Raw genomic sequence first — 22,673 nt, 5'->3', positions numbered from 1 at the left:
CGCTCGATCGCGGGCAAGCCACGCTCCCACAGGTACTCCTAAACCCTGTGGGAGCGTGGCTTGCCCGCGATGCTTTCAGGGTTTAAACCGATTTGGTCTCGGGTTTGTGGGCCACAAACCGCATCATCCACTCGGCAACGGTGGTGCCGTGGTGCTCTTGTGCCAGACTTTCCATGCCTTTCTGATAGACCTGTTCGCCAAGGTGTTGCTGGCGGATTTCCAGCAACGCCCGCGAGTAATCGTGAATGAACTCCGGGTGGCCCTGGAAGCACAGCACCTGGTCGTTGATGTGATACGCGGCGTACGGGCAAAAATCGCTGGAAGCGATCACCGTAGCGTTTTCCGGTAGCGCGGTGACCTGATCCTGGTGGCTGATCAGCAGTGTCAGTTCTTCCCGCACCGGGCTCATCCACGGTGCTTTGGCGGCTAGCTTGTATTTGTGGATGCCGACACCCCAGCCCTGGGTCGCGCGCTCGCTTTTGCCACCCAGCAGCAGCGCCAGCAATTGATGGCCAAAGCACACACCCAGCAGCTTGTCGCCGCGCTCATAGCGCGACAACAGGTAAGTCTTGAGGGTTTGAATCCACGGGTCAGTGCCGAACGAGTCAGCCTTGCTGCCAGTCACCAGATAGGCATCGAAACTCAGCTCATCGCTCGGATATTCGCCCTGCATGACGTTGTAGACGGTGAACTCGGCAGCGATGGGTTGCTGCGAAAACAGACGCTGGAACATCTGCCCGTAACCCTGATATTGATCGACCAACTCTGGACGCAGGATGTCGGTTTCCAGAATGCAGATGCGTAACGACATAAAAAATACCTGACACGATAGAGGCGATAGTGCACACCCAGAGCCTGCCTTGAAACGCTGGGTCAGGCAAGCCCGGTGCGCACCGCCAATCCGTCAGAGCGACTCCCTCAGAACAACGCGCCCTTCGCGGCTTTTTCCAGCAACAACGCCGGCGGTGTGAAGCGCTCGCCGTACTGCTCGGCCAGGTATTGGGCACGGGCGACAAAATCCTTCACGCCGTATTGGTTGATGAACTGCAACGCCCCGCCCGTCCAGGAGGCGAAACCAATGCCGAAGATCGAACCGATGTTGGCGTCGGCCGTCGACAGCAGCACGCCCTCCTCCACACAGCGCACGGTTTCGATGGCTTGCACGAACAACAGGCGATCGCGTACATCCTGTGGCGATATCTGCCCGTCAGCTTTCTCAAAACGCGTTTTCAGCTCTGGCCACAAATATTTCTGTCCACCGGCCGGGTATTCATAGAAACCGCCACCCGCGGCTTTACCGGGACGCTGGCATTCGTTGAGCAGCAGATCGATCACGGCAAACGCCGGGTGCGCTGGCAGCGGATTGCCTTCGGCTTGCAGGTCCTTGGCAGTTTGCTGACGGATGTGGCTCATCAGGCTCAGGGACACTTCGTCGGAGATCGCCAGCGGACCCATCGGCATTCCGGCCTTGCGCGCCTCGGCTTCGATCATCGGCGCCGAGATACCTTCGCCGAGCATGGCGATACCTTCATTGGTAAAGGTGCCGAAGACTCGCGAGGTGAAGAAGCCACGGCTGTCGTTGACCACAATCGGGGTTTTCTTGATTTGCAGGACGAAATCGAAACCACGGGCCAGGGTTTCATCGCTGGTGTTTGCACCTTTGATGATCTCCACCAGCGGCATTTTGTCGACCGGGCTGAAAAAGTGCAGGCCGATGAATGTCGACTGATCCGGCACAGCCGTCGCCAGACCACTGATTGGCAAGGTCGAGGTGTTGGAAGCGATGACCGCGTCTGCACCGACGACTTTTTGTGCGGCGCACGAGACCCTGGCTTTCAGCTCGCGGTCTTCGAACACCGCTTCGATGATCAGGTCACAGCCCGTCAGATCGGCATCCTGCTCGGTGGTCTTGATCCGCGCCAGGGTGGCGTCACGCTGCTCCGGGCTTAGCTGACCACGGGCGACTTTTTTGTCCAGCAGTGCTGCCGAATGAGCCTTGCCCTTCTCGGCCGCCGCCAGGTTGATGTCCTTGAGCACTACGTCGATACCGGCCACGGCACTGACATAGGCAATCCCGGCGCCCATCATGCCCGCACCGAGCACTCCAAGTTTTTTCGTCACGTGCGGTGCAAAACCCGCAGGACGCGAGCCGCCAGCGTTGATCTCGTTGAGCTGGAACCAGAAGGTGCCGATCATGTTCTTCGCCACCTGGCCGGTGGTCAGCTCGGTGAAATAGCGGGTTTCGATCAACTGCGCCGTGTCGAAATCGACCTGAGCGCCCTCAACCGCGGCGCAGAGGATCTTCTCCGGCGCCGGCAGGCAACCCTGGGTTTTGCTGCGCAAAATCGACGGCGCGATGGCCAGCATCTGCGCGACTTTCGGGCTCGACGGTGTTCCGCCGGGAATCTGGTAACCGCTCCCGTCCCAAGGCTGTTTGACCGTCGGGTTGGCAATAATCCAGGCCCGCGCCTTGGCCAGCAGTTCATCACGATCCGCCGCCAGCTCATCGACCAAACCGGCTTGCAGTGCTTGCTGCGGCCGGATTTTCTTGCCTTCGAGCAGATACGGCAGCGCCTTCTCCAGACCCAGCAGGCGCACCATGCGCACCACTCCACCGCCGCCTGGCAGCAGGCCCAGCGTGACTTCCGGCAAACCGATCTGCACCGACGAATTGTCCAGCGCAACGCGGTGATGGCAGGCCAGACAGATTTCCCAACCGCCACCGAGCGCTGCGCCATTGATCGCGGCGACTACCGGCTTGCCGAGCGTTTCCAGTGTCCGAAGCTGGCCCTTGAGTGTCAGCACCCTGTCGTAGAAGGCTTTGGCTTGAGGCTTGCCGACCTTGATCAGCTCGTTGAGATCGCCGCCGGCAAAGAAGGTTTTTTTCGCGGAGGTGATGATCACTCCGGCAATCGAATCCTTGTCGGCCACCAGACGCGCAACGCAATCGGCCATGGCCTCACGGTACACCGCGTTCATGGTATTGGCGCTCTGGCCCGGCATGTCGATGGTCAGGATGACGATCTGGTCCTGAGCTTTTTCGTAACGAATGGCATCGGTCATGGCAATTTTCCTTGAAGTCGGGTTTCCCTGAAGTCGGAGGCTCAGAGGCGTTCGATGATGGTGGCAATGCCCATGCCGCCGCCGACACAGAGGGTCGCCAGGCCGTAGCGCAACTGCCGCACTTCCAGTTCATCGAGCAAGGTGCCGAGAATTGCGCAACCGGTGGCGCCGAGCGGGTGACCCATGGCGATGGAGCCGCCGTTGACGTTGACCTTGGCCGGATCAATGGCCATGTCGTTGATGAACTTGAGCACCACCGAGGCAAACGCTTCGTTGACCTCGAACAGATCAATGTCCTCGACCCGCAGTCCGGCCCTGGCCAGGGCCTTGCGGGTGGCCGGCGCCGGACCGGTGAGCATGATGGTTGGATCGGTGCTGGTGACCGCCGTGGCGACGATTCGCGCCCGTGGCTGCAAACCCAGTGCCCGGCCTTTGGCTTCGGAGCCGATCAACATCAGCGCCGCGCCGTCGACGATCCCCGAGCTATTGCCCGGCGTGTGAACGTGGTTGATTCGCTCCACGTGGCTGTAGACCCGCAACGCGGTAGCGTCGAAGCCCATTTGCCCGATCATCTCGAAGCTCGGCTTGAGCTTGCCCAAACCTTCCAGCGTCGATTCGGTGCGAATGAACTCATCGTGATCCAGCAGGACGATGCCGTTCTGGTCCTGCACCGGTACCAGGGACTTTTTGAACGAGCCGTCCGCCCGTGCCCGTGCAGCCTTCTGTTGAGAGTGCAGCGCATACGTATCAACGTCTTGACGGCTGAAGCCCTCAATCGTGGCGATCAGGTCGGCGCCCACGCCTTGCGGGGTGAAGTGGCTGTGCAGGTTGGTCTGCGGATCCAGCGCCCAGGCCCCGCCGTCGCTGCCCATCGGCACCCGCGACATGGATTCGACGCCGCCGACCACGACCAGGTCCTCAAAACCTGAACGCACTTTCATCGCCCCAAGATTCACCGCTTCCAGCCCGGACGCGCAGAAGCGGTTGATTTGCACACCCGCGACGCTAACGTCCCAGTCGGCCACCAGCGCTGCGGTTTTGGCGATATCGGCGCCCTGATCGCCAATCGGCGTGACACAGCCGATCACGATGTCATCGACCTCGCGGGTGTCGAGTTGCGTCCGCTGTTGCAGAGCACCGAGCAAGCCTGCCAGCAGGTTCACCGGTTTGACGCTGTGCAAGGCGCCGTCAGCCTTGCCACGGCCACGGGGCGTGCGCAATGCATCGAAAATCAAAGCTTGGGTCATGACGTCCTCGTACCGCTGGGCAGGTGAATAGTTGGCGAGTTCTCACCTTAGGCTCAGCAGCGGCGGATTCAATGACCGAAGCGCTCAACGGCCTTGACGGTCACGCTCAGACGGACGGTAGTGAGCTATCGGATTAACCGATTCGGGTCACCGAACTGTCTAGCAAAAGGCCGTCAAAGCAGCTGGCAATAAGCCTCATGCCTTTTTAGAAGCGGTTTTCTATTATTTGATACGAAATGGATCTAAAGCACAGCCTGCGGGGCCCCTAAGGTAAACCGTACGAGGTTGTCGTCGGGTTTTGCCGAGGCGCTCGTGAAAAAGGAACGACAGCGCTTTGCCGTCATGGAGAAATGCAGGCAAGCATTCGACGCTCAGGAAATAACAAAAAAAGGCAAACAGCCATGTTCAAACATTCGAAAGTGCGTCAAGCCGGGCTCATTTTATTCGCCACTACGCTGTTACTGATTTTGCCGAACCTTACTAAAGTGATCGGATAATCAAGCGTGGTTGTTGATGACGCCTCACTAAAAAACTGACTCGCTCGCTACCCGGGTCTGCGTGCGTGTGCCAACCTTTGCGGCATACCCTCGACAGGATGGCGATCACTTGAAAGCTCTACTTTTGCTTGGGGCCTTGCTGCTCAGCACGCCCTCGTATGCCGCGCAGCTGGTGCTCGACCTGGGCACCGGCAGTCGAACATGGAAAACCGAGGAGTTGCTCAAGCATCCTCAGGTTCAGACTATTCAGATCGCCGACGATGTTTCCTACAAAAGAAACATGAGTTATCGCGCGGTGCCGCTGGCGGCGTTGTTGACCGGCATCAAGGCTGACGACCACTTGCAAGCCGTGGCCCTGGACGGTTTCGCTGCCGAACTGGCTGCCGCACCGTTGCTCAACACGGTGGGCGCGCAGGCGTGGCTGGCCATTGAAGACCCGGCCAACCCTTGGCCTGCGCTGGCGGAAGGCAAACCCGGCGCCGGACCGTTTTATCTGGTGTGGACCAACCCTCAGGCCGGCCATATCAGCCCTGAGCAATGGCCATTCCAGGTTGCCAGTATCAAACGCCTGGCGGCGGTCGGCGTACGCTTCCCTGCCCTGCTTCCAGACCCGGCGCTCGCCGCCAATGACCCGGTGAATCTGGGCTATGCGTTGTTCCAGAAAAACTGCCTGGCGTGCCACCGCCTGAACGGTGCGGGCGATGCGCAGTTTGGTCCGGATTTGAACATCCCCTTCAGCCCTACCGAGTACTTTGGCGCTGAATTCCTCAAGCGCTATATCCGCGACCCGCAAAGCTTGCGCCAATGGCCACAGGCGAAGATGCCGGGGTTCTCGACACAGGTATTGTCGGATGAGGAACTGACGTTGTTGGTGGGGTATTTGAAGCATATGGCGGGGCGTAAACAGCAGCCCTGACAGTTGAGGTGTGGCGCCTGGGCTGGCCCCATCGCGAGCAGGCTCGCGATGCGGTATCCCCGATTACGGCTGTTGCACCGAAATCTTCGGGGTTGGCGCGACGAACACCTTGGCGTGCATCTGCTCCCCGCCACCGCCACGGCGCATGCCGCGTACCGGGCAGGCATCGAGATAGTCGAGGCCTACTGCCACTTTCAGGTGACGCTCGGGTTTGGCCAGTTCATTGGTGACATCAAAGCTGTACCACGCGTCGTCGAGCCAGGCTTCAGCCCAGGCGTGACTGGCCAGGTGTTCACTGTTTTCGCTGTACAGATAACCCGACACATACCGCGCTGGAATCCCCAGGCTACGCGTGCAGGCAAGAAACGCGTGGGCGTGATCCTGGCAGACCCCCGCGCGCCCGGCGAACGCTTGAGCGGCGCTGGTGTCGACTTCAGTGGAGCCCGGCGTGTAGGTCATGCGCTGGTTGAGGCCGTGCATCAAGTCGATCAACGCTGTGCGATCACGGCGTTGGCGACATTGCTTCTCGGCGAATGCACGTAGCGCCTCATCCGCCTCGGTCAGTCGAGTGCAACGCAAGAACGGCAGCGCCGACTGGCGCTCATGCTCGGCCTCACGCAACTCATCGATGTCCACCTGCCCCCTCGCGCCGATGATGATCGCCTCATGGGGCTCGTCCATCGTCAGCACGTGCAAAATATTGCCAAACGGATCGAGTTGCGCACGCACCGGCCGTGGCAGGTCGAGCTGCCAGCTCAGCACGTGCTGACGCTCGCTGTCGTGAGGCGTTAGTCGCAAATACTGGATGCTCGCCCGCACCTGATCTTCGTAGTGATAGGTGGTCTCGTGGCTAATGGAAAGTCTCATGCAGCCTCCAGATAGGAACTGTGTATGGCGTTGCCCAACTGGCGCACCAGCGGGATGAACTCGGTCAGCCAGGCGTGCAAACCTTCACCGAGGATTTCGTTGATGCCGGTGTAACGCAGCCGCGCATCCATTTCTGCCGCCAGACGTTGTGCGGGACGGCCATTGGCCCCCGACAGGCTGGCGAGGATCTGGTCGATTTCTTCAGTGCAGGCACGCAGCGAGCGCGGTACGTCGGCACGCAGCAGCAACAGCTCGGCGACGTGCCTCGCGCCAGGTGCGTCGCGGTAGATCTCGGTATACGCCTCGAACGACGACAAGGCCCGCAGCAGCGCACTCCACTGGTAATACGCGTGGGCCGTACCGTCGCTGACCGCCTCGGCCTGATCGCCGGCCATTTCGTAGCGGGCATCGAGCAGGCGCAGCGTGTTGTCGGCCCTTTCGATAAAGGTCCCCAGGCGAATGAAGCGGAAGGCATCGTTGCGCATAATGGTGCCGTAGCACGCGCCCCGGAACAGGTGGGAACGCTCTTTGATCCACTCGCAGAAACGGCTCATGCCATAGCGACTGAGGCCCTGTTCGGCGATACCGCGAATCTCCAGCCAGGTCGCGTTGATGTTTTCCCACATGTCGGCGGTGATTCGCCCACGCACTGCGTGTGCGCTGGCCCGTGCGGCGCCGAGACAGCTGTAGATACTGGCCGGGTTCGCCGCATCCAGGGCGAAGAAGTGCAGCAAACGCTCGGCATGCAACTCGCCATGGCGATCCAGGTAATCGTCCAGCGTGCCGGTGATCAGCAAGGGCATCGCCAATTCGTGCAGACCATCACCTCGGCCATCCTGCGGCATCAATGACAGCGAATAACTGATGTCGAGCATCCGTGCGAGGTTTTCCGCCCGTTCCAGATAACGCGACATCCAGTACAAATCCGAGGCAGTTCTACTTAACATGGCAGGCTTCCTTCAATCCTCGACCACCCAGGTGTCCTTGGTTCCGCCACCCTGTGACGAATTGACCACCAGGGATCCTTCGCGCAGGGCTACACGGGTAAGGCCACCGGGTACGACCCGGGTTTCGCGGCCAGACAGGACAAACGGGCGCAAGTCGATGTGCCGCGGCGCGATGCCGTTTTCGACAAACGTCGGGCAGGTCGACAGGGACAACGTCGGTTGGGCGATATACGCGTGGGGCTTGGCCTTGATGCGTGCGCGGAACGCTTCGATCTCAGCGGCGGTGGCTGCAGGCCCGACCAGCATTCCGTAACCACCGGAACCCTGGGTTTCCTTGACCACCAGCTCAGGCAGGTTCGCCAGCACGTGAGAAAGTTCTGACGGGTTGCGACACTGCCAGGTCGGCACGTTTTTCAGGATCGGTTCTTCGTCCAGGTAGAAACGAATCATGTCGGTCACGAACGGATAAACCGACTTGTCGTCCGCGACACCGGTGCCGATGGCATTCGCCAGCACCACATTGCCGGAACGATAGGACGACAGCAGCCCTGGAACGCCGAGCATCGAATCCGGGTTGAACGCCAACGGATCGAGGAAAGCATCGTCGAGGCGACGGTAGATCACGTCGACGGCTTTCGGCCCGTCGGTGGTGCGCATGAACACCTTGTCGTCACGTACGAACAGGTCCGCGCCTTCCACCAGCTCCACGCCCATCTCCCGCGCCAGAAACGCGTGCTCGAAGAACGCACTGTTGAAGCGCCCGGGAGTCAGTACCACGACACTCGGATTGTCCAGCGGGCTGGAGCTTTTCAGCGTGTCGAGCAACAGGTTCGGGTAATGATCGATGGGCGCGATGCGCTGGGCGGCGAACAACTCGGGGAAGAGCCGCATCATCATCTTGCGGTCTTCGAGCATGTAGCTGACGCCGCTGGGCGTGCGCAAATTGTCTTCGAGCACGTAGTACGTGCCGTCGCCATCGCGCACCAGATCGACGCCAGAGATGTGCGAATAGATATCGCGATGCAGATCCAGCCCTTGCATGGCCAGCTGGTATTGATCGTTGGCCAGCACTTGTTCGGCCGCAATGATGCCGGCCTTGATGATGCGCTGCTCGTGATACAGGTCGGCGAGGAACATGTTCAATGCCTTGACCCGCTGAATACAGCCGCGCTCGACGATCCGCCATTCGCTGGCGGGGATGCTGCGGGGAATGGTGTCGAAGGGAATCAGACGCTCTGTCCCCTGCTCATCACCATAGAGCGTGAAGGTTATTCCGGCACGATGAAATAACAGATCGGCCTCGCGTCGCCGTTGTGCCAAAAGCTCGTCAGGCGTTTCAGCCAACCAACGGGCGAACTCCCGATAATGCGGGCGGACCAATCCACCAGCGTCGTACATTTCATCAAAACAGGTGCGGATCATGCCGTACTCCTTGTCACCCGGACACCTGGACTCCGCAAGGCCCGTGCCAGCGGCATGAACGCTTTACTATCAATCGGTTGGATAATCTCCGCAGACATGCCGCACCAATCCTGTGCGGCAAATGCCCCAACCTGTTCGTTCCCCGCTTCATTGCGAAGCAATGCTCATGGTCATTACCCGCATAGCCAGAGTTGATTTCACGGCCTGTGTGCGGTTGCGATCCTTTGACTTCTCAATGTCCGAAAACGAAAACGGCCAACCCTGAGGTCAGCCGTTGCTGAGTGTTGTCGCTGTTCATAGTGTTATGCGAGTAGCCCTCGTACCTCCTGCTTGACGCCCCATCCTTCGATAATCCCACCCAAAGGCTCGACCACCGCCTCAAAGTCCTGTTCGAAGTCGCCGATGCCGCCATAAGTGGCGTACATTACTTTACTCAACTCCAGATGCCAGGCACCGTCATCACGCACGCTGACCTGCGCATTCAAGGATTCACCGCGAAAATGCCCTGCCGCCCTGCGTGCCCGCTCCTCATCCGGAAAAATGGCGTAGAACTCGATGGGATGGAACCGTGAAAAGTCAAAACCGCCTTCTTTCATGCGGCGCAGCACACTGCTGCTGATGTCTTCTTGATAGGCTGTGCTCATGAAACGTCCTCCTCAAACTGATGGATAGACTTTCCGTACTCCCTGCGCCTGCAACCGAATGGTGAGGGCGATACGGCAATCAAATTGCCGCCGGGAAACAAGCATGTAGCTGACAAGACCAGACCTTAGCGATCCATTCGCTGATCTCGATTGCAGAGTAGCCCCAAGTCTGAGCTGCTGCCAAGGCCTGTTTGCGAGTCGCATCAAGTGGTTATACAAGTGGAGTGATACTGAGAATTTCAATGCTGTTCTGATCTTTCAGGCTTTTGACCGTCGGCTCCTCGGTTCGCCCCTCCAGATCATTGAGATCGAGCTCGGCCGGAACAGGGAGGAGTTTTGCCCGAATCAATTGCGCAGCCCGCTCCATCGTGGGTTTTTGTTCGCAATCGAATTGCTCGACGGTCTGCACACCGTGATCATCAACGAAGGTGACTTCCCACTTTTGCATCGGTGCCTCCTCGATAAAACCCACAGATGGGCTTACAACATCTCGACCCCAAATACCGGAAAATCGTTCCTCCTGAATCCATCGGTTTGATATTAAAAAGGCCGCCGGTTGGCAGCCTCTTTGCAAAAAGCGCGAGATTACTTCTCGGCGCGTGCTTTCAGGGCTTTCAAGGTATTGAAGGGTGCATCGACCACAAACTTGTTGGCCAGCCACGACGGCACACTACCACCTGGCTCGGTGTGAACCTGATAGGTCACTTCAACCTGGTCCGCGCCTTTTGGAACAAATTTCCAGAAACCCTGGACCTGGGTGACACGAACAAAGCCTTTTTCTTCAGGAAGGTAGGTCGGTACACCTTCAAGCTTACGCGTCAGGCTGCCATCGGCGCCTTCGACAGTGGTCACGTGCAACACCGAGTCACGCGCAGTCACCGGCCACGGGGTGCTGAACTGAGTGTAGGTCCAGCTTTGATCGCCTTCGTGCTTGAGCAACTTCTGCACCTTGCACTCATGAATCCAGGCACACGCGCCGGGCACATCTTCCTGAAGTGCACGCAACTTGGCCACGGAGGTCTTCATTACGGTCACACCGCGGTAGGCTTTGTACTGGGACCCGGCGACTTCACTCAGGGAAACCTTGATACCGTCCTCATCCTTGGCAGTTTTCCAGTCTTCAGCCTGGGCTGTTGTGGCCAGCAGAACGGTCAAACCACACAACACAGCGATACGATGCAGCGAACCCATAGTCTTATTCCTTATTGTTGAAGTTCCGTTCGTTGAACACACTACGCCGCGGTCATTTGCTCCCACCAACCGATCAACTTGATGGCTTCTTCCCGGTTGTTACCGCACACCTCGATATCCGCCTGAAATGCGCTACATACCGCCGGCCGTTCAGGCTTGCCGAAAATACTGCACAGATTATCGACAGACAGTTGCACGCAACGTTCTCCCGCCGCTTTGCCGTTTGGCATGCCAGGGATCGGTGTGCTGATGGAAGGGGCAATGCAACAGGCGCCACAGCCTTCACGGCAGTTCATGACGACACGCTCCTCGCGACGGGTAATATGTTGAATAACGTGGACTAGAGTACCCGCTAAAACAGCCGTTTGAAATTGGCCGGATAGAGGTTTTTCGCTCAAACACGCGTGACTGAGCAGTCTCCGACAAAGCGTCAGGTACGCGGGTCACAGATCAATACGCGATTTTACTGTTTGAACTGGAATTCCAGTGCCGCACCTTCGACTTCCCGGTGCTCTTCTTTGCGCATTTGCAACTGCATTTCGTTGCTCAGCAGGCGACCGTTGAGCTGGAACGGGCTGTCATCCCTGGTTTTTTCACCAAACATGGGCGGCAGTAAAGGAGCATGTTTGACTAGCGGAACGGTGCCAACAGGTTGCAACTGCTTGACCATGTCCGACGGCAAGCTCAAATCCAGCGTGGCCGGAGGCAAGTACGTGGTTCTGACCACTTCGCTCGCGGATTTTGATTTTGAAGCAACCGGTGGGCGTTTTTTCGGTGGCGTCGGCTTCTTTGCCACTTTGGTCTTTTTGACGGGAGTTTGGTTCTTCGCCGGCGCAACAGACTTCACTTTTGCCTCAGACGTGCTGACGCCCCCCTTATCCAGAGCGGTCGCAGCCATCGCGCTGCCTGGCATGAAGACACTCAAGAGGCACGCCAACATCAAACCAGCAGGAAAAATCGCTTTCATGAACACTACAGCGCTAACGGCAGAGGGCCATATGCTCGCTTGTTGTAAGGTCCCTGACAAGCTCGCATAGCAATCCAGCCCCGGGGACGCGTTAAAAACCGCCTGCTGTCTCCTGACAAAGCTGAGTGGCCAGCATCCCGAGTGTCATCAGCGCCCGCTCGGCTTCACGATTCCACGGCGTGCCGCAGTTCAAGCGAATGCAGTGATTGAATTGCTCGGTGTTACTGAAAATAAGCCCCGGCGCGATACTGATGCCCTGCTGCAACGCACGTACGTGCAGCTCCTGCGTATTGACCCGCCCCGGCAGGCTGACCCACAGAATGAAACCACCCGTGGGCCGGGTTATCTGCGTTCCCTCTGGAAAATACTGCTGCACCGCCAACTGGAAGGCGCTGAGGTTCTTGCGGTATTCCTGGCGGATATAGCGCAAATGACGATCATAGCCGCCGTTCTCCAGATAGGCCGCGATCCCCATCTGCGTCACGCTGCACGCCGAATGGGTGCTGAAGGTCTGCAAGCGCTGGATTTCCTGCTGGTACTTGCCGGCAATCATCCAGCCGATGCGCACACCGGGTGACAGGGTCTTGGAGAAACTTGAGCAATAGATGACCCGATCCAGTCGGTCATAGGCTTTCAGCGATTTGGTGCGGCCTTGCTCGAACATCAACTCGCCGTAAATATCGTCTTCGACAATCTGAATATCGAAGTCGGAAGCCAGACGCAGCAGTTGTTTTTGCCGCTCTTCCGGCATGGTGCCACCCAGCGGGTTGCTCAGGCGCGTGGTCAGCACCAACGCCTTGATCGACCATTGGTTGGCAGCCAGCTGCAAGGCCTCCAGGCTCATGCCCGTTGCCGGGTCACTGGGGATCTCGATGACTTTCAAACCCAACAAATCGGCGAGCTGCAACAAGCCGTAGTAGGTCGGCGACTCAGCCGCGATCAGATCGCCGGGGCGCGTCAGGACGCGCAACGACATTTGCAGCGCATCGACGCAACCATGGGTGATGACCACTTCCGATGGGTCGACCACTACGCCGGCATCACGCATGCGGATCGCCACCTGGCGACGCAACGGTTCAAAACCCGGGCTGAACATGTAACTGAACGCCCGCGGGCTGTGGAACCGCGTGACCTTGGCCAATTGCTGGTGCAGTGCCCGTACCGGCAGATAGTCGACACTGGGCACCGCCGCGCCCAGCGGGAACACCCCTTCGCGACGCGACTCGACCAACACTTGCTGAATGATACTGCTGCGCGTGACCAGGCCTGGGCGTTCAACACGGGCGATATCCGGTGTCGGCGCGGTCAGTGCCGGGGTCTGGTGGACGTAGTAACCCGACTGCGGACGTGCGCGAATCAGCCCCTGATCTTCGAGGTTGGCATACGCTTGAAGCACCGTTGCGTGGCTGACATTGAGCTGCGAACTCATCTTGCGCACTGAAGGCACGCGTTCGCCGGGCTGATAGACACCACGCCGGATATCCTCAGCCAATTGCTGAGCGATACGTTGATAGAGCAAGAGATTGGTCATGACGCAGCACTCGATTTCACGGGCATTTTATTCTTGTGTGAAACATTACCGGAACAGTTTAGAAGTGTACTGGGACAGTTGCCACAATAGTCGACCGTACAGTGCAGTGACAGCAAAAACTGTACTGCTTTTATAGGTATGGCGCGATCCAACTCGCAGGCAAAAAAAACCCGGCACCGCTGAGGGGCCGGGTTTTCCAGTAACGCTGACCTTAGCGGGCAGCGCCGAGCTGGCCTTTTTCGTCGGAGAACACAATTTCGACCCGGCGGTTCTGCGCACGCCCCCGCTCGGAAGCGTTGGCCTCTACCGGGTATTCATCACCGTAGCCTTCGACCTGAATGCGCTTATCTTCGATCCCCAGATCGATCAGCATGTCTGCCACCGACTGGGCGCGATCGCGAGACAGTTTGAGGTTGTCCTGCTTGCCGCCGGTGCTGTCGGTATAGCCTTCGATACGCACCACACGCTTGGGGTTGAGCTGCAGGAACTGGACAATTTTCAATACGGTGCGATTTGCCGAGTTTTTCAGCTCGGCTTCACCGGTGTCGAACAGAACATCCCCCAGGGTCATGACCAGACCGCGATCGGTCTGGGTCGTCGCCAGGTTGATGATTTGCTCTTCCAGCCATTTACCCTGTTGTTGCACGCTGAGCAGTTTGTTCTCGCGCAACGCCAGCTGCAGGCGCTGACGCTCCAGTTCAAGCTTTGCCCCACGTTCGTCATTCAGCGCTTGCTCGGTGTGCTGACGGGCAATTTCGCTGTAACGCTGACTCAGGTAAGCGTAATGCTTAACATCCGGGCCGCTGCCCCAGTAGGTCGACAGGCGATCGGCCCGGGCGAGGGACTCACCTGCCCGAATCACGTCTTTGGGCGCGATGCGCAGCACATTCGAGTCTTCCTTGACCTTCTGAAAGTCAGCGCTGGCTTGTTGCAAAGCCGCCGCGCTGTGTTGACCTGCGCAGCCGGCAAGCCCTGCGCACCCCATCAGCAGCAAACTGCCCAGAATGGTGTTTTTCAGGCTCATTGGGCATCTCCCAGTTGCTTGCGCAGGCGAGTGATGCGGGTGTTGAGCACGTTCAGTTTTTCCTGGCTTTTCACTGTCAGAACCTTGGCCTCGGCCAGACGCGCGTCCAGTTCTGCCTGTTCGGCCTGCATACGCGCATCCTTGAACGCTTGAGTGGTCATGTCGGCCTGAGCCTGAGCGAACTTGCCTTCAGCGAGTTTCAGCTCTGGCACGTCTTCAGTCGTTGCCCCGACAGCGGCGGCCTGTTCCAGGGCCCGTTCGGTCAAACGCAATTGTTCATTCGGCGCCGGATCGGCAGCACAACCCGCCAGGGCCATAACGGCCAGGGCAGCGAAAAAAGGTCGAAGAGTCACTAAAAATCCCTACTGTTTTGGGGTGCTGACGGGTTGCTGCAAGGGTGCTTTCCAGCGCTCCAGATTGCGCTGCAGCAGGGCCTGCGTCAGGCCGGACGCGGGCAATTCTGTCATCTTTTTTGACAACTGTCCGCGTAACCATGGATCGTTGCAGGCAGAGTTGCGGGAAATGACGAGGAACAGTCCCGGCCGGTCGATCGGCTGCGGATACGCCTGCACATTGTTGGTCATGCCCAATGTCTGCTCCATGGCCATCCCGGTATAACGCCCGGCGAGCACATAGTCCGCCTCACCCAGTAGCAACTTCTGGAAAGCCTGTGTCAGGTTCGGCAGACTCATCAAGGTCAATTGTTCTTGTGCGTAGGCCTCGAAAGATTGTGTCAAACGAGCCTTTGCCGAGACTGCGCCGACGTGCCCGCGCAGGTCCTGCGCCTCGTTGTAGACCCATGCCGAGCCCTTGCGGGTCCAGACCAGATAGTCGTTTTCCAGCAACGGCGGCTGGATGTAGTCCAGCGATTCGAGTTGATTGTCCATCAGAGCCGCGTCAGCCAGCATGTCGATACGCCCGCTGCGCACTTCATCCAGCGCTTGGGATCGATTGCCGGCGTACAGCAATTCGACCTTGATCCCCAATTCCCCCGCCAGCTGCTGCAACAAGTCGGCGCTGGTACCGATCAAGTGCGTCGGGTCTTGCGGGTCTTGCCACAGATACGGTGGTGCATCCGGGCTGCCGGTCACCACCAGACGCTCGCATTTGCCCGCAGCGACTGACAGCAAGGGCAAAGCCGACAGACCCAGCAGCACCCACAAGCCGCTCCAGCGACGCAAATCCATGGCGTATTCCCCACACTCAAATCGCAGACAATAAAAAACCCGGCCAAAAGACCGGGCTCTTTATAAGTCAAGCCGCTGGATTAGACCAGCTTCTCAAACTCGGGGATGGCTTCGAACAAGTCCGCCACCAGGCCGTAATCGGCCACCTGGAAGATCGGCGCTTCTTCGTCCTTGTTGATCGCAACGATCACTTTGGAGTCTTTCATGCCGGCCAGGTGCTGGATCGCGCCGGAGATACCGACGGCGATGTACAGCTGTGGTGCAACGATCTTGCCGGTCTGACCGACCTGCATGTCGTTGGGTACGAAACCTGCGTCGACCGCGGCGCGGGAAGCGCCGACAGCAGCGCCCAGCTTATCGGCCAGGGCGTACAGGTGTTTGAAGTTGTCGCCGTTCTGCATGCCGCGGCCGCCGGAAACGACGATCTTGGCAGCGGTCAGTTCTGGACGATCAGACTTGGCCAGTTCTTCGCCAACGAAGCTGGAAGTGCCAGCGTCGTGAGCAGCAGCAACCGCTTCAACAGCCGCCGAACCACCAACAGCTGCAACCGGGTCGAAACCGGTAGCACGCACGGTGATGACTTTTACCGAGGCGCTGGACTGAACGGTAGCGATGGCGTTGCCGGCATAGATTGGGCGCTTGAAGGTGTCAGCGCTTTCAACCGAGATGATCTCGGAGATCTGGTCAACGTCCAGCTGAGCGGCAACGCGCGGCAGGATGTTTTTACCGTTGGAGGTGGCGGCAGCCAGGATATGGCTGTAGCCAGCGCCCAGCTCGGCAACCAGAGGCGCTACGTTTTCTGGCAGTTGGTGTGCGTAGGCAGCGTTGTCGGCTACCAGCACTTTGGCCACGCCAGCGATTTTCGCGGCAGCTTCAGCTACAGCGCCAACGCCCTGACCGGCAACCAGAACGTGGATGTCACCACCGATTTTGGCGGCAGCAGCCACGGTGTTCAGCGTGGCCGGGGCCACTACTTTGTTGTCGTGTTCGGCGATTACCAAGATAGTCATGATTAGATTACCTTCGCTTCGTTTTTCAGTTTCTCGACCAGTTCAGCCACCGACTTGACCTTGATGCCTGCGCTGCGTGCAGCCGGCGCTTCGACTTTCACGGTCTTGTTGGTGGAGGCGGTGGAAACGCCCAAAGCGTCAGGAGTCAGCACTTCAAGCGGCTTCTTCTTGGCTTTCATGATGTTTGGCAGGGACGCATAGCGCGGCTCGTTCAAACGCAGGTCGGTGGTGACGATGGCCGGCAGTTTCAGCGAAACTGTCTGCGCGCCGCCGTCGATTTCGCGGGTCACGGCCACGTTGTCGCCAGTGACTTCGACTTTCGAGGCGAACGTGCCCTGACCGTAACCGCTCAGTGCAGCGAGCATCTGGCCAGTCTGGTTGTTGTCGCTGTCGATGGCTTGTTTGCCAAGGATCACCAGCTGAGGCTGTTCCTTGTCGACAACAGCCTTGAGCAGCTTGGCAACGGCCAGGGAAGTCAGGTCTTCGGCGGATTCGACGAGGATGGCGCGGTCGGCACCCAGAGCCAGCGCGGTGCGCAGTTGCTCTTGAGCGGTGGACGGGCCGATGGAGACGACGACGATTTCAGTCGCAACACCTTTTTCTTTCAGGCGTACGGCTTCTTCCACTGCAATTTCGCAGAAAGGGTTCATCGACATCTTGACGTTAGCGAGATCGACGCCGGAGTTGTCCGCTTTGACGCGAACCTTGACGTTATAGTCGACCACTCGTTTGACAGCTACAAGAACCTTCATGGATTCCTCGTTACTCTCCGGTGAAAAGAAAGTCGCCTAGGCGAACCTGGCGATTGATGCTCATCGGGCACAAGGGCACCTCTAAAAACGCCGGCATTTGTAATGGGTGACCCAGCTCACGAAGCGCGATGACCGTTCGTCAGTCGTGACTAACGAGTCATTCTTTGTCGCGACGTGTAAACTTCGCGCCAAACCTGCGCAGCGCGTCACCTTGTACTGCCTTCGCCCTGTTTTTAGAGGTGCTCTTGAAACCAACAGTCAGCCTACGGCGAGCGCAAAACCGCCCGTATCTTGACCGGAACACCTATTCCGGTCAATACGCCAAAATGGCCAGTCGTAAGCCGTGCTTCTTTGATTTATCTGGGCTGGAGCAAATTCAAACAAACGTTTGTATTGGACGCTAAGAGTGGTGTAGATATAATGCGCCGCCCAGAGAGAAAGGTGGCTCATCGATTGTCCTCTCCCAGCGTTGTGCAGGGATTCATGGATGCGACACCAAACCTCCAATTAGAAAAAAAACTGTTGAGCCTTGAGTAGGAGATAACCTGTGGAACGCGAATACATGGAATTCGACGTGGTCATCGTCGGTGCCGGCCCCGCTGGTCTTTCCGCCGCCTGCCGATTGAAGCAGAAGGCCACCGAAGCCGGTAAGGAAATTAGCGTCTGCGTGGTCGAAAAAGGCTCCGAAGTCGGCGCTCACATTCTGTCTGGCGCGGTGTTCGAACCTCGAGCGCTGAACGAACTGTTCCCGGACTGGAAAGAACTCGGCGCGCCGCTGAACACCCCGGTCACTCGCGATGACATCTTTGTTCTGAAGAACGCCGATGGCGCGATCAAGATTCCAGACCTCTTTGTGCCCAAGACCATGCACAACGAAGGCAACTACATCATCTCCCTGGGCAACCTGTGCCGCTGGCTGGCCCAGCAAGCCGAGAACCTGGGCGTAGAGATCTACCCAGGCTTCGCCGCTCAGGAAGCACTGTTCGACGAAAACGGCGTGGTTCGCGGGATCATCACCGGTGACCTGGGCGTTGACCGTGAAGGCAATCCGAAAGAAGGCCTGTACACCCCAGGCATGGAACTGCGTGGCAAGTACACGCTGTTCGCCGAAGGCTGCCGCGGCCACATCGGTAAGCAACTGATCAAGCGCTTCAACCTCGACACCGACGCCGACGCCCAGCACTACGGCATTGGCCTGAAGGAAATCTGGGAAATCGACCCGGCCAAGCATCAGCCAGGCCTGGTGGTGCACACCGCCGGTTGGCCGCTGGACATCATGGGCACCGAAAACACCGGTGGCTCGTTCCTCTATCACCTGGAAAACAACCAGGTGGTGGTCGGCCTGATCGTTGATCTGTCCTACAGCAACACATTCCTGTCGCCGTTCGACGAGTTCCAGCGCCTCAAGCATCACCCGGTGCTCAAGCAGTACCTGGAAGGCGGCAAGCGCATCAGCTACGGCGCCCGCGCCATCTGCAAAGGTGGCCTGAACTCGCTGCCGAAGATGGTCTTCAAGGGTGGCGCGCTGATCGGTTGTGACCTCGGCACCTTGAACTTCGCCAAGATCAAAGGCAGTCACACCGCGATGAAGTCCGGCATGCTCGCCGCTGACGCCGTGGCCGACGCCCTGTTCGCAGGCTCCGAAGGCGCTGATGAACTGAACAGCTACGTTGAATCGTTCAAAGCCAGCTGGCTCTACGAAGAACTGTTCGCCAGCCGTAACTTCGGCCCGGCGATCCACAAGTACGGCGCTATCGTCGGCGGTGGCTTCAACTGGCTCGACCAGAATATCTTCGGCGGCAAACTGCCGTTCACCTTGCACGACACCAAGCCGGACTACGCGTGCCTCAAACTCGCGGCCGACAGCAAGAAAATCGACTACCCGAAACCGGACGGCAAACTCAGCTTCGACAAACTCAGCTCGGTGTTCATCTCCGGTACCAACCACGAAGAAGAACAGCCTTGCCACCTGAAGCTGGCCGACGCGAGCATCCCGATCAGCAAGAACCTGCCGCTGTACGATGAGCCTGCTCAGCGTTACTGCCCGGCTGGCGTGTATGAAGTGATCACCAAGGAAGACGGCGAGAAGCGCTTCCAGATCAATGCCCAGAACTGCGTGCACTGCAAGACCTGCGACATCAAGGACCCTGCGCAGAACATCACCTGGGTAACGCCGGAAGGTGCCGGCGGCCCGACTTACCCGAACATGTAAGTCGTCTAGCTAAACATCAAGGCTCCCGGAATGGGGGCCTTTTTGTTACCTGGAGAAAACGACACCACCCCCTGTAGCAGCGCCTGAAATCCAAGCCACCCTCTCCTCCCCGGATTACGCTCAAAGTAGCGTTGGTACTCGCGACTGAACTGCAACGTGCTCTGATACCCCACCCGTTGCGCAACCTGCACAACCTGCGCCACTCCCAACCCTTCCAACAGCAACAACTGCTGCGCCTTGAGCAATCGCAAGCGCTTCAAATACTGCACCGGCGACAAAGTCGGTCTTCTCGGCATGAGTGGCCTTGGCCACATGGGCATCAAATTCGCCAAGGCCGTGGGCGCTGAAGTGACACTGCTCACCCGCTTGGCGAGCAAGTCCGAAGAAGGTCGCCGCGAGGGTGCGGCTCATTGATGGTGGTATCGCAGAAACCCGGGAAGTGCTGGATTTCTGCGCCGAGCACAGCATCATTGGCGACATCCAAATGCTCGACATTCGCCAGATCAATGAAGCTTACAGCCACATGATCGCCGGCGAGGTGAAGTATCGCTTCGTCATCGACAAGGCGACCTTGAAAGTCTGAGCAGACTTTAGCGGCTTAGAACCTGCCCCCCAAGCTCCGCCGACAGCCGAGCCGTGACTCCTTTGATCAGGGGAATCAGCTCGGCCATTTTTTCCAGCGGCATGTACGGTACGGTGCTGGCGATGCTGATACCGGCGACGATCCGCCGACTGGCATCGCGAACCGGTGCTGCCACACAGCGGATCGATGGTTCATTGTCTTCCAGATCGAACGCGTAACCACCCGCCGCATATTCCAGCATGCGCTGCTGAAACTGCTCCCAGGATTGCTCGGGAAGCTGCGGCCAGAACTGACTCTTCCCACCCACCGGCAAGCTGGCCTGATACAGCCGCTGCCATTCCTGCTGCGAGTCATCAAGCATCAGCGCCTTGCCAATCCCGGTACGCGCCAGTGGCATGCGATGACCGACTCGCGAGCGCATTTCCGGGCCATTGCGCCCCGGAATCTTGTGCAAGTACAGCACCTCGTCGCCTTCACGGATCGCCAGATGGATAGTGTCGCCGGTCAACGCCGACAACTCGTCCAGATACGGCCCGGCGAGGGTCACCAGCGGCAGCTCTTCACGAGCCTGAAAACCCAACTCGATCAGCTTGGGTCCGAGCAGGTAACCCACTTGCGGCACCACGCGCAGGTATCGCTCGTCCACCAGGCAACTGGCCAAGCGGTGCGTGGTGCTGCGTGTGGTACCGATCAGCCGGGCGATTTCCTTGAGGTCACGAGCGCCGCCGGCCACGGCATGCACCACCGCCAAACCACGCAACAACGTTTGGGTGCCGGTTGGCGCGGCATTTTTCGAGAGCTCTTCCTGCATAGTCCAGCCTTACCGTTGAGCGAGTGAACGGGCGGCATTATGGTTGCCCGCGTGCCGCCACTACAACTCGAAGTGCAGCGCGTTCCAGGCCGCGACATACGCCCCGGCCCGAACGGCCACTTCCTCCGGCGTGAGGCCCGGCTTGAACAACCCGGAACCCAGGCCAAAGCCTTTGACGCCTGCCTCGACAAACGCCTGCAGGTTGTCTGGAGTAATCCCGCCCACCGGCACCAGCACGGTCCCGGCCGGCAATACTGCGAGCCAGGCCTTCACTACCGCCGGGCCCATCTGCTCGGCCGGGAACATCTTCAGCACATCCGCGCCTTCAGCCAGTGCGGCGAACGCTTCGGTCGGGGTTGCCACACCCGGCGCCAGGTACAAGCCGGCAGCCTTTGCCGCACGCAGGACCTTGGTATCGCTGTGGGGCATGACAATCACCTGACCACCGGCGACTTTCACCTGCGCGACCTGCTCCGGGGTCAGCACCGTACCCGCGCCGATCAGGCAATCGGCAGGCAACGTGCTGCGCAGGATGTGGATGCTTTCATAGGGTTCAGGGGAATTGAGCGGCACTTCGATAACCCGGAAACCGGCCAGGTACAGAACCTCGCCGATGGCTGCCGCCTCTTGTGGGCGCAGGCCGCGAAGGATCGCGATCAGTCCGTTTGTTGCCAGTGCTTGCTTGAGCATGTCAGACCTCTAGTCGGGTTGAACGGGAGCACTTTTGCCGAGCAAGCCAGCCGCGACCGCCAGTTGCCACAAACCGCGTTCGGTCGCTTGTTCAGCCAAGGTCACATGAGGAAAACCGCAGGTAGCGAGGGCACGCTGATAGCGGGTGCAGAGTTGGGTATTGCCGATCAGAACGATCGAAGGAAGCTTTTTGCTGTGGTGGCGATGGCGATGCACCGTTGCCAGCGCCGCCAGCTCATGGCCGATCAACAAACCGGACAGATAGTCCGGCTGCTCCTTGGCGCTGAGTTCACCGATCAAGCCGAGACTGCGAGAACTGAACAGCGTCGACAGCGGGCCGATCTCACCGTCCACCGACAGCGCCACCTGCACGCCGCGATCAAAGGCTCCGCAGTCGAAGGCGACGCCGCGCTGTTGCGTGCGCCCGAGAATGCTGTGTTCGCTCAGCACAGCGAACAGTTCGCCAGTCATGAACGTGTCGAAATGAGTGATGCAGCTGTCGGTCACTTCCACCCATTTCGAATGGCTGCCCGGCAGGCCGATCAACAGATTGTCCCCCGCCCCCGCAGGCAGGTTTTGCAGCACGCCAAGGACCTGGGTTTCCTCGCCGCGCATCACATTCGGCAGCCGCGAACGCTGGATGACACCGGGTACGATATGCACATCGACGCCGCGCAGGCTGCGCACGACTTGTAGGGAATTACCGAGATTGGCGACATTCGCCGGAGTATCGCAGTAAGACGCTTCACGCCAGCCCTGCGCACTGCCGACCATACCGCAGGCAATCACCGGAAGACCGGGACGCGCATCGAGCCAGTCACCGCAGGCATCATCGAACGCCAGTTCAAATCCGTCGGTGCACAACTGACCGGCGATCACCCGCGGCGCTTTCGGCAACTGCATGATCCCCGACGCCAGTGACCGCTGATCGATGACGCCACCATTCGGGCCGAGCTTGTACGCACGAAGGGACGTCGCCCCCCAATCGAGCGCGATCAATTGCGCCAGCATCGCTTCACCTGTTTTGTTTTTGGCAGTGAGTGAGCTGGACTATAAACTTGGACGCAGAACAATCTCAATATATAAATATTAATCCTACATATTGGGATTTA

Annotated in this window: 22 protein-coding genes and 2 pseudogenes; 3 read left to right on the top strand and 21 right to left on the bottom strand. The window is 58.9% G+C overall.

What is annotated here, in order from left to right:
- Positions 1-82: 82 nt before the first annotated feature.
- From HK44_RS03570 to HK44_RS03560, 3 genes are all read right to left on the bottom strand, one after another.
- The gene (locus HK44_RS03570) at positions 83-811 is read right to left on the bottom strand and encodes an amidotransferase (RefSeq protein ID WP_019689393.1); all 729 of its coding nucleotides are present in this window, start codon (positions 809-811) and stop codon (positions 83-85) included.
- 107 nt (positions 812-918) lie between these two features.
- Entirely contained in the window at positions 919-3,063 is a 2,145-nt protein-coding gene (locus HK44_RS03565) for a 3-hydroxyacyl-CoA dehydrogenase NAD-binding domain-containing protein (RefSeq protein WP_019689392.1), read from the bottom strand.
- A 41-nt stretch (positions 3,064-3,104) separates the two neighbouring features.
- Entirely contained in the window at positions 3,105-4,310 is a 1,206-nt protein-coding gene (locus tag HK44_RS03560) for an acetyl-CoA C-acetyltransferase (RefSeq protein ID WP_019689391.1), read from the bottom strand.
- A gap of 606 nt (positions 4,311-4,916) precedes the next feature.
- Between HK44_RS03560 and HK44_RS03555 the strand changes: the two genes are divergently transcribed.
- Positions 4,917-5,723, top strand: a complete 807-nt coding sequence (locus HK44_RS03555; RefSeq protein ID WP_019689390.1) for a c-type cytochrome — start codon at positions 4,917-4,919, stop codon at positions 5,721-5,723.
- Between the two features lie 63 nt (positions 5,724-5,786).
- Here the strand turns inward: HK44_RS03555 and HK44_RS03550 are convergent, their stop codons facing one another.
- The 14 genes from HK44_RS03550 to HK44_RS03485 form a co-directional block, all read right to left on the bottom strand.
- Positions 5,787-6,590 carry a transglutaminase family protein gene (locus HK44_RS03550; RefSeq protein WP_019689389.1) on the bottom strand — a complete coding sequence of 268 codons (804 nt, stop codon included), beginning with the start codon at positions 6,588-6,590 and terminating at the stop codon, positions 5,787-5,789.
- Positions 6,587-7,537: an alpha-E domain-containing protein gene (locus HK44_RS03545; protein ID WP_019689388.1), complete on the bottom strand. Its 951-nt coding sequence runs from the start codon at positions 7,535-7,537 to the stop codon at positions 6,587-6,589. Before HK44_RS03545 ends, HK44_RS03550 begins: the two co-directional genes overlap by 4 nt.
- A gap of 12 nt (positions 7,538-7,549) precedes the next feature.
- Positions 7,550-8,959 (bottom strand): circularly permuted type 2 ATP-grasp protein, encoded by a 1,410-nt coding sequence (locus tag HK44_RS03540; protein ID WP_019689387.1) that lies wholly within the window; start codon positions 8,957-8,959, stop codon positions 7,550-7,552.
- A gap of 302 nt (positions 8,960-9,261) precedes the next feature.
- A complete protein-coding gene (locus HK44_RS03535; protein WP_019689386.1) occupies positions 9,262-9,603 on the bottom strand; it encodes a ribonuclease E inhibitor RraB in 342 nt (113 codons plus the stop codon).
- A gap of 211 nt (positions 9,604-9,814) precedes the next feature.
- Positions 9,815-10,051 (bottom strand): hypothetical protein, encoded by a 237-nt coding sequence (locus tag HK44_RS03530; protein ID WP_019689385.1) that lies wholly within the window; start codon positions 10,049-10,051, stop codon positions 9,815-9,817.
- Positions 10,052-10,188: 137 nt separating this feature from the next.
- A complete protein-coding gene (locus HK44_RS03525) occupies positions 10,189-10,794 on the bottom strand; it encodes an START domain-containing protein (RefSeq protein ID WP_019689384.1) in 606 nt (201 codons plus the stop codon).
- 41 nt (positions 10,795-10,835) lie between these two features.
- Positions 10,836-11,090 (bottom strand): YkgJ family cysteine cluster protein, encoded by a 255-nt coding sequence (locus tag HK44_RS03520; protein WP_019689383.1) that lies wholly within the window; start codon positions 11,088-11,090, stop codon positions 10,836-10,838.
- Positions 11,091-11,257: 167 nt separating this feature from the next.
- Complete coding sequence (locus HK44_RS03515; protein WP_019689382.1) at positions 11,258-11,761, bottom strand: hypothetical protein; 504 nt, start codon at positions 11,759-11,761, stop codon at positions 11,258-11,260.
- Positions 11,762-11,852: 91 nt separating this feature from the next.
- Entirely contained in the window at positions 11,853-13,292 is a 1,440-nt protein-coding gene (locus tag HK44_RS03510) for a PLP-dependent aminotransferase family protein (RefSeq protein WP_019689381.1), read from the bottom strand.
- 211 nt (positions 13,293-13,503) lie between these two features.
- Entirely contained in the window at positions 13,504-14,316 is an 813-nt protein-coding gene (locus tag HK44_RS03505) for an OmpA family protein (RefSeq protein ID WP_019689380.1), read from the bottom strand.
- A complete protein-coding gene (locus tag HK44_RS03500) occupies positions 14,313-14,669 on the bottom strand; it encodes a DUF4398 domain-containing protein (protein WP_019689379.1) in 357 nt (118 codons plus the stop codon). The genes HK44_RS03505 and HK44_RS03500 overlap by 4 nt, the downstream gene beginning before the upstream one ends.
- A gap of 9 nt (positions 14,670-14,678) precedes the next feature.
- The gene (locus HK44_RS03495; RefSeq protein ID WP_019689378.1) at positions 14,679-15,503 is read right to left on the bottom strand and encodes a substrate-binding periplasmic protein; all 825 of its coding nucleotides are present in this window, start codon (positions 15,501-15,503) and stop codon (positions 14,679-14,681) included.
- A gap of 80 nt (positions 15,504-15,583) precedes the next feature.
- Positions 15,584-16,513, bottom strand: coding sequence for an electron transfer flavoprotein subunit alpha/FixB family protein (locus HK44_RS03490; RefSeq protein WP_019689377.1), 930 nt, complete (start codon positions 16,511-16,513; stop codon positions 15,584-15,586).
- A 2-nt stretch (positions 16,514-16,515) separates the two neighbouring features.
- The gene (locus tag HK44_RS03485) at positions 16,516-17,265 is read right to left on the bottom strand and encodes an electron transfer flavoprotein subunit beta/FixA family protein (protein WP_019689376.1); all 750 of its coding nucleotides are present in this window, start codon (positions 17,263-17,265) and stop codon (positions 16,516-16,518) included.
- Between the two features lie 547 nt (positions 17,266-17,812).
- On the opposite strand from HK44_RS03485, the gene HK44_RS03480 reads away from it, so the two are divergent.
- Positions 17,813-19,477 carry an electron transfer flavoprotein-ubiquinone oxidoreductase gene (locus HK44_RS03480; RefSeq protein ID WP_019689375.1) on the top strand — a complete coding sequence of 555 codons (1,665 nt, stop codon included), beginning with the start codon at positions 17,813-17,815 and terminating at the stop codon, positions 19,475-19,477.
- Positions 19,478-19,575: 98 nt separating this feature from the next.
- Here the strand turns inward: HK44_RS03480 and HK44_RS03475 are convergent.
- Positions 19,576-19,767 (bottom strand): annotated as a pseudogene (locus tag HK44_RS03475) (helix-turn-helix domain-containing protein); the annotation flags it as partial.
- Here HK44_RS03475 and HK44_RS03470 point away from each other — a divergent pair.
- A pseudogene (locus HK44_RS03470) lies at positions 19,727-20,060 on the top strand (hypothetical protein); the annotation flags it as partial. The pseudogenes HK44_RS03475 and HK44_RS03470 overlap by 41 nt on opposite strands.
- 7 nt (positions 20,061-20,067) lie before the next feature.
- On the opposite strand, the gene HK44_RS03465 reads toward HK44_RS03470, so the two are convergent.
- The 3 genes from HK44_RS03465 to HK44_RS03455 are packed head-to-tail and all read right to left on the bottom strand — an operon-like array spanning position 20,068 to position 22,572.
- Entirely contained in the window at positions 20,068-20,871 is an 804-nt protein-coding gene (locus HK44_RS03465) for an IclR family transcriptional regulator (protein WP_019689373.1), read from the bottom strand.
- Between the two features lie 60 nt (positions 20,872-20,931).
- Positions 20,932-21,561: a 2-dehydro-3-deoxy-6-phosphogalactonate aldolase gene (locus tag HK44_RS03460; RefSeq protein WP_019689372.1), complete on the bottom strand. Its 630-nt coding sequence runs from the start codon at positions 21,559-21,561 to the stop codon at positions 20,932-20,934.
- 9 nt (positions 21,562-21,570) lie between these two features.
- Positions 21,571-22,572 (bottom strand): 2-dehydro-3-deoxygalactonokinase, encoded by a 1,002-nt coding sequence (locus HK44_RS03455; protein WP_019689371.1) that lies wholly within the window; start codon positions 22,570-22,572, stop codon positions 21,571-21,573.
- Positions 22,573-22,673 lie beyond the last annotated feature (101 nt).

The organism is Pseudomonas fluorescens HK44 (genome assembly GCF_000217955.3).
In the GTDB taxonomy this organism is placed as follows: domain Bacteria; phylum Pseudomonadota; class Gammaproteobacteria; order Pseudomonadales; family Pseudomonadaceae; genus Aquipseudomonas; species Aquipseudomonas fluorescens_AQ.
Note: the sequence above shows the minus strand (reverse complement) of the source record. Positions and strands in the feature narration are given on the sequence as shown.

Coding starts and splice junctions, on each gene's coding strand:
- HK44_RS03570 (WP_019689393.1), bottom strand. CDS start 811: ATGTCGTTACGCATCTGCATTCTGGAAACCGACATCCTGCGTCCAGAG.
- HK44_RS03565 (WP_019689392.1), bottom strand. CDS start 3,063: ATGACCGATGCCATTCGTTACGAAAAAGCTCAGGACCAGATCGTCATC.
- HK44_RS03560 (WP_019689391.1), bottom strand. CDS start 4,310: ATGACCCAAGCTTTGATTTTCGATGCATTGCGCACGCCCCGTGGCCGT.
- HK44_RS03550 (WP_019689389.1), bottom strand. CDS start 6,590: ATGAGACTTTCCATTAGCCACGAGACCACCTATCACTACGAAGATCAG.
- HK44_RS03545 (WP_019689388.1), bottom strand. CDS start 7,537: ATGTTAAGTAGAACTGCCTCGGATTTGTACTGGATGTCGCGTTATCTG.
- HK44_RS03540 (WP_019689387.1), bottom strand. CDS start 8,959: ATGATCCGCACCTGTTTTGATGAAATGTACGACGCTGGTGGATTGGTC.
- HK44_RS03535 (WP_019689386.1), bottom strand. CDS start 9,603: ATGAGCACAGCCTATCAAGAAGACATCAGCAGCAGTGTGCTGCGCCGC.
- HK44_RS03530 (WP_019689385.1), bottom strand. CDS start 10,051: ATGCAAAAGTGGGAAGTCACCTTCGTTGATGATCACGGTGTGCAGACC.
- HK44_RS03525 (WP_019689384.1), bottom strand. CDS start 10,794: ATGGGTTCGCTGCATCGTATCGCTGTGTTGTGTGGTTTGACCGTTCTG.
- HK44_RS03520 (WP_019689383.1), bottom strand. CDS start 11,090: ATGAACTGCCGTGAAGGCTGTGGCGCCTGTTGCATTGCCCCTTCCATC.
- HK44_RS03515 (WP_019689382.1), bottom strand. CDS start 11,761: ATGAAAGCGATTTTTCCTGCTGGTTTGATGTTGGCGTGCCTCTTGAGT.
- HK44_RS03510 (WP_019689381.1), bottom strand. CDS start 13,292: ATGACCAATCTCTTGCTCTATCAACGTATCGCTCAGCAATTGGCTGAG.
- HK44_RS03505 (WP_019689380.1), bottom strand. CDS start 14,316: ATGAGCCTGAAAAACACCATTCTGGGCAGTTTGCTGCTGATGGGGTGC.
- HK44_RS03495 (WP_019689378.1), bottom strand. CDS start 15,503: ATGGATTTGCGTCGCTGGAGCGGCTTGTGGGTGCTGCTGGGTCTGTCG.
- HK44_RS03490 (WP_019689377.1), bottom strand. CDS start 16,513: ATGACTATCTTGGTAATCGCCGAACACGACAACAAAGTAGTGGCCCCG.
- HK44_RS03485 (WP_019689376.1), bottom strand. CDS start 17,265: ATGAAGGTTCTTGTAGCTGTCAAACGAGTGGTCGACTATAACGTCAAG.
- HK44_RS03465 (WP_019689373.1), bottom strand. CDS start 20,871: ATGCAGGAAGAGCTCTCGAAAAATGCCGCGCCAACCGGCACCCAAACG.
- HK44_RS03460 (WP_019689372.1), bottom strand. CDS start 21,561: ATGCTCAAGCAAGCACTGGCAACAAACGGACTGATCGCGATCCTTCGC.
- HK44_RS03455 (WP_019689371.1), bottom strand. CDS start 22,572: ATGCTGGCGCAATTGATCGCGCTCGATTGGGGGGCGACGTCCCTTCGT.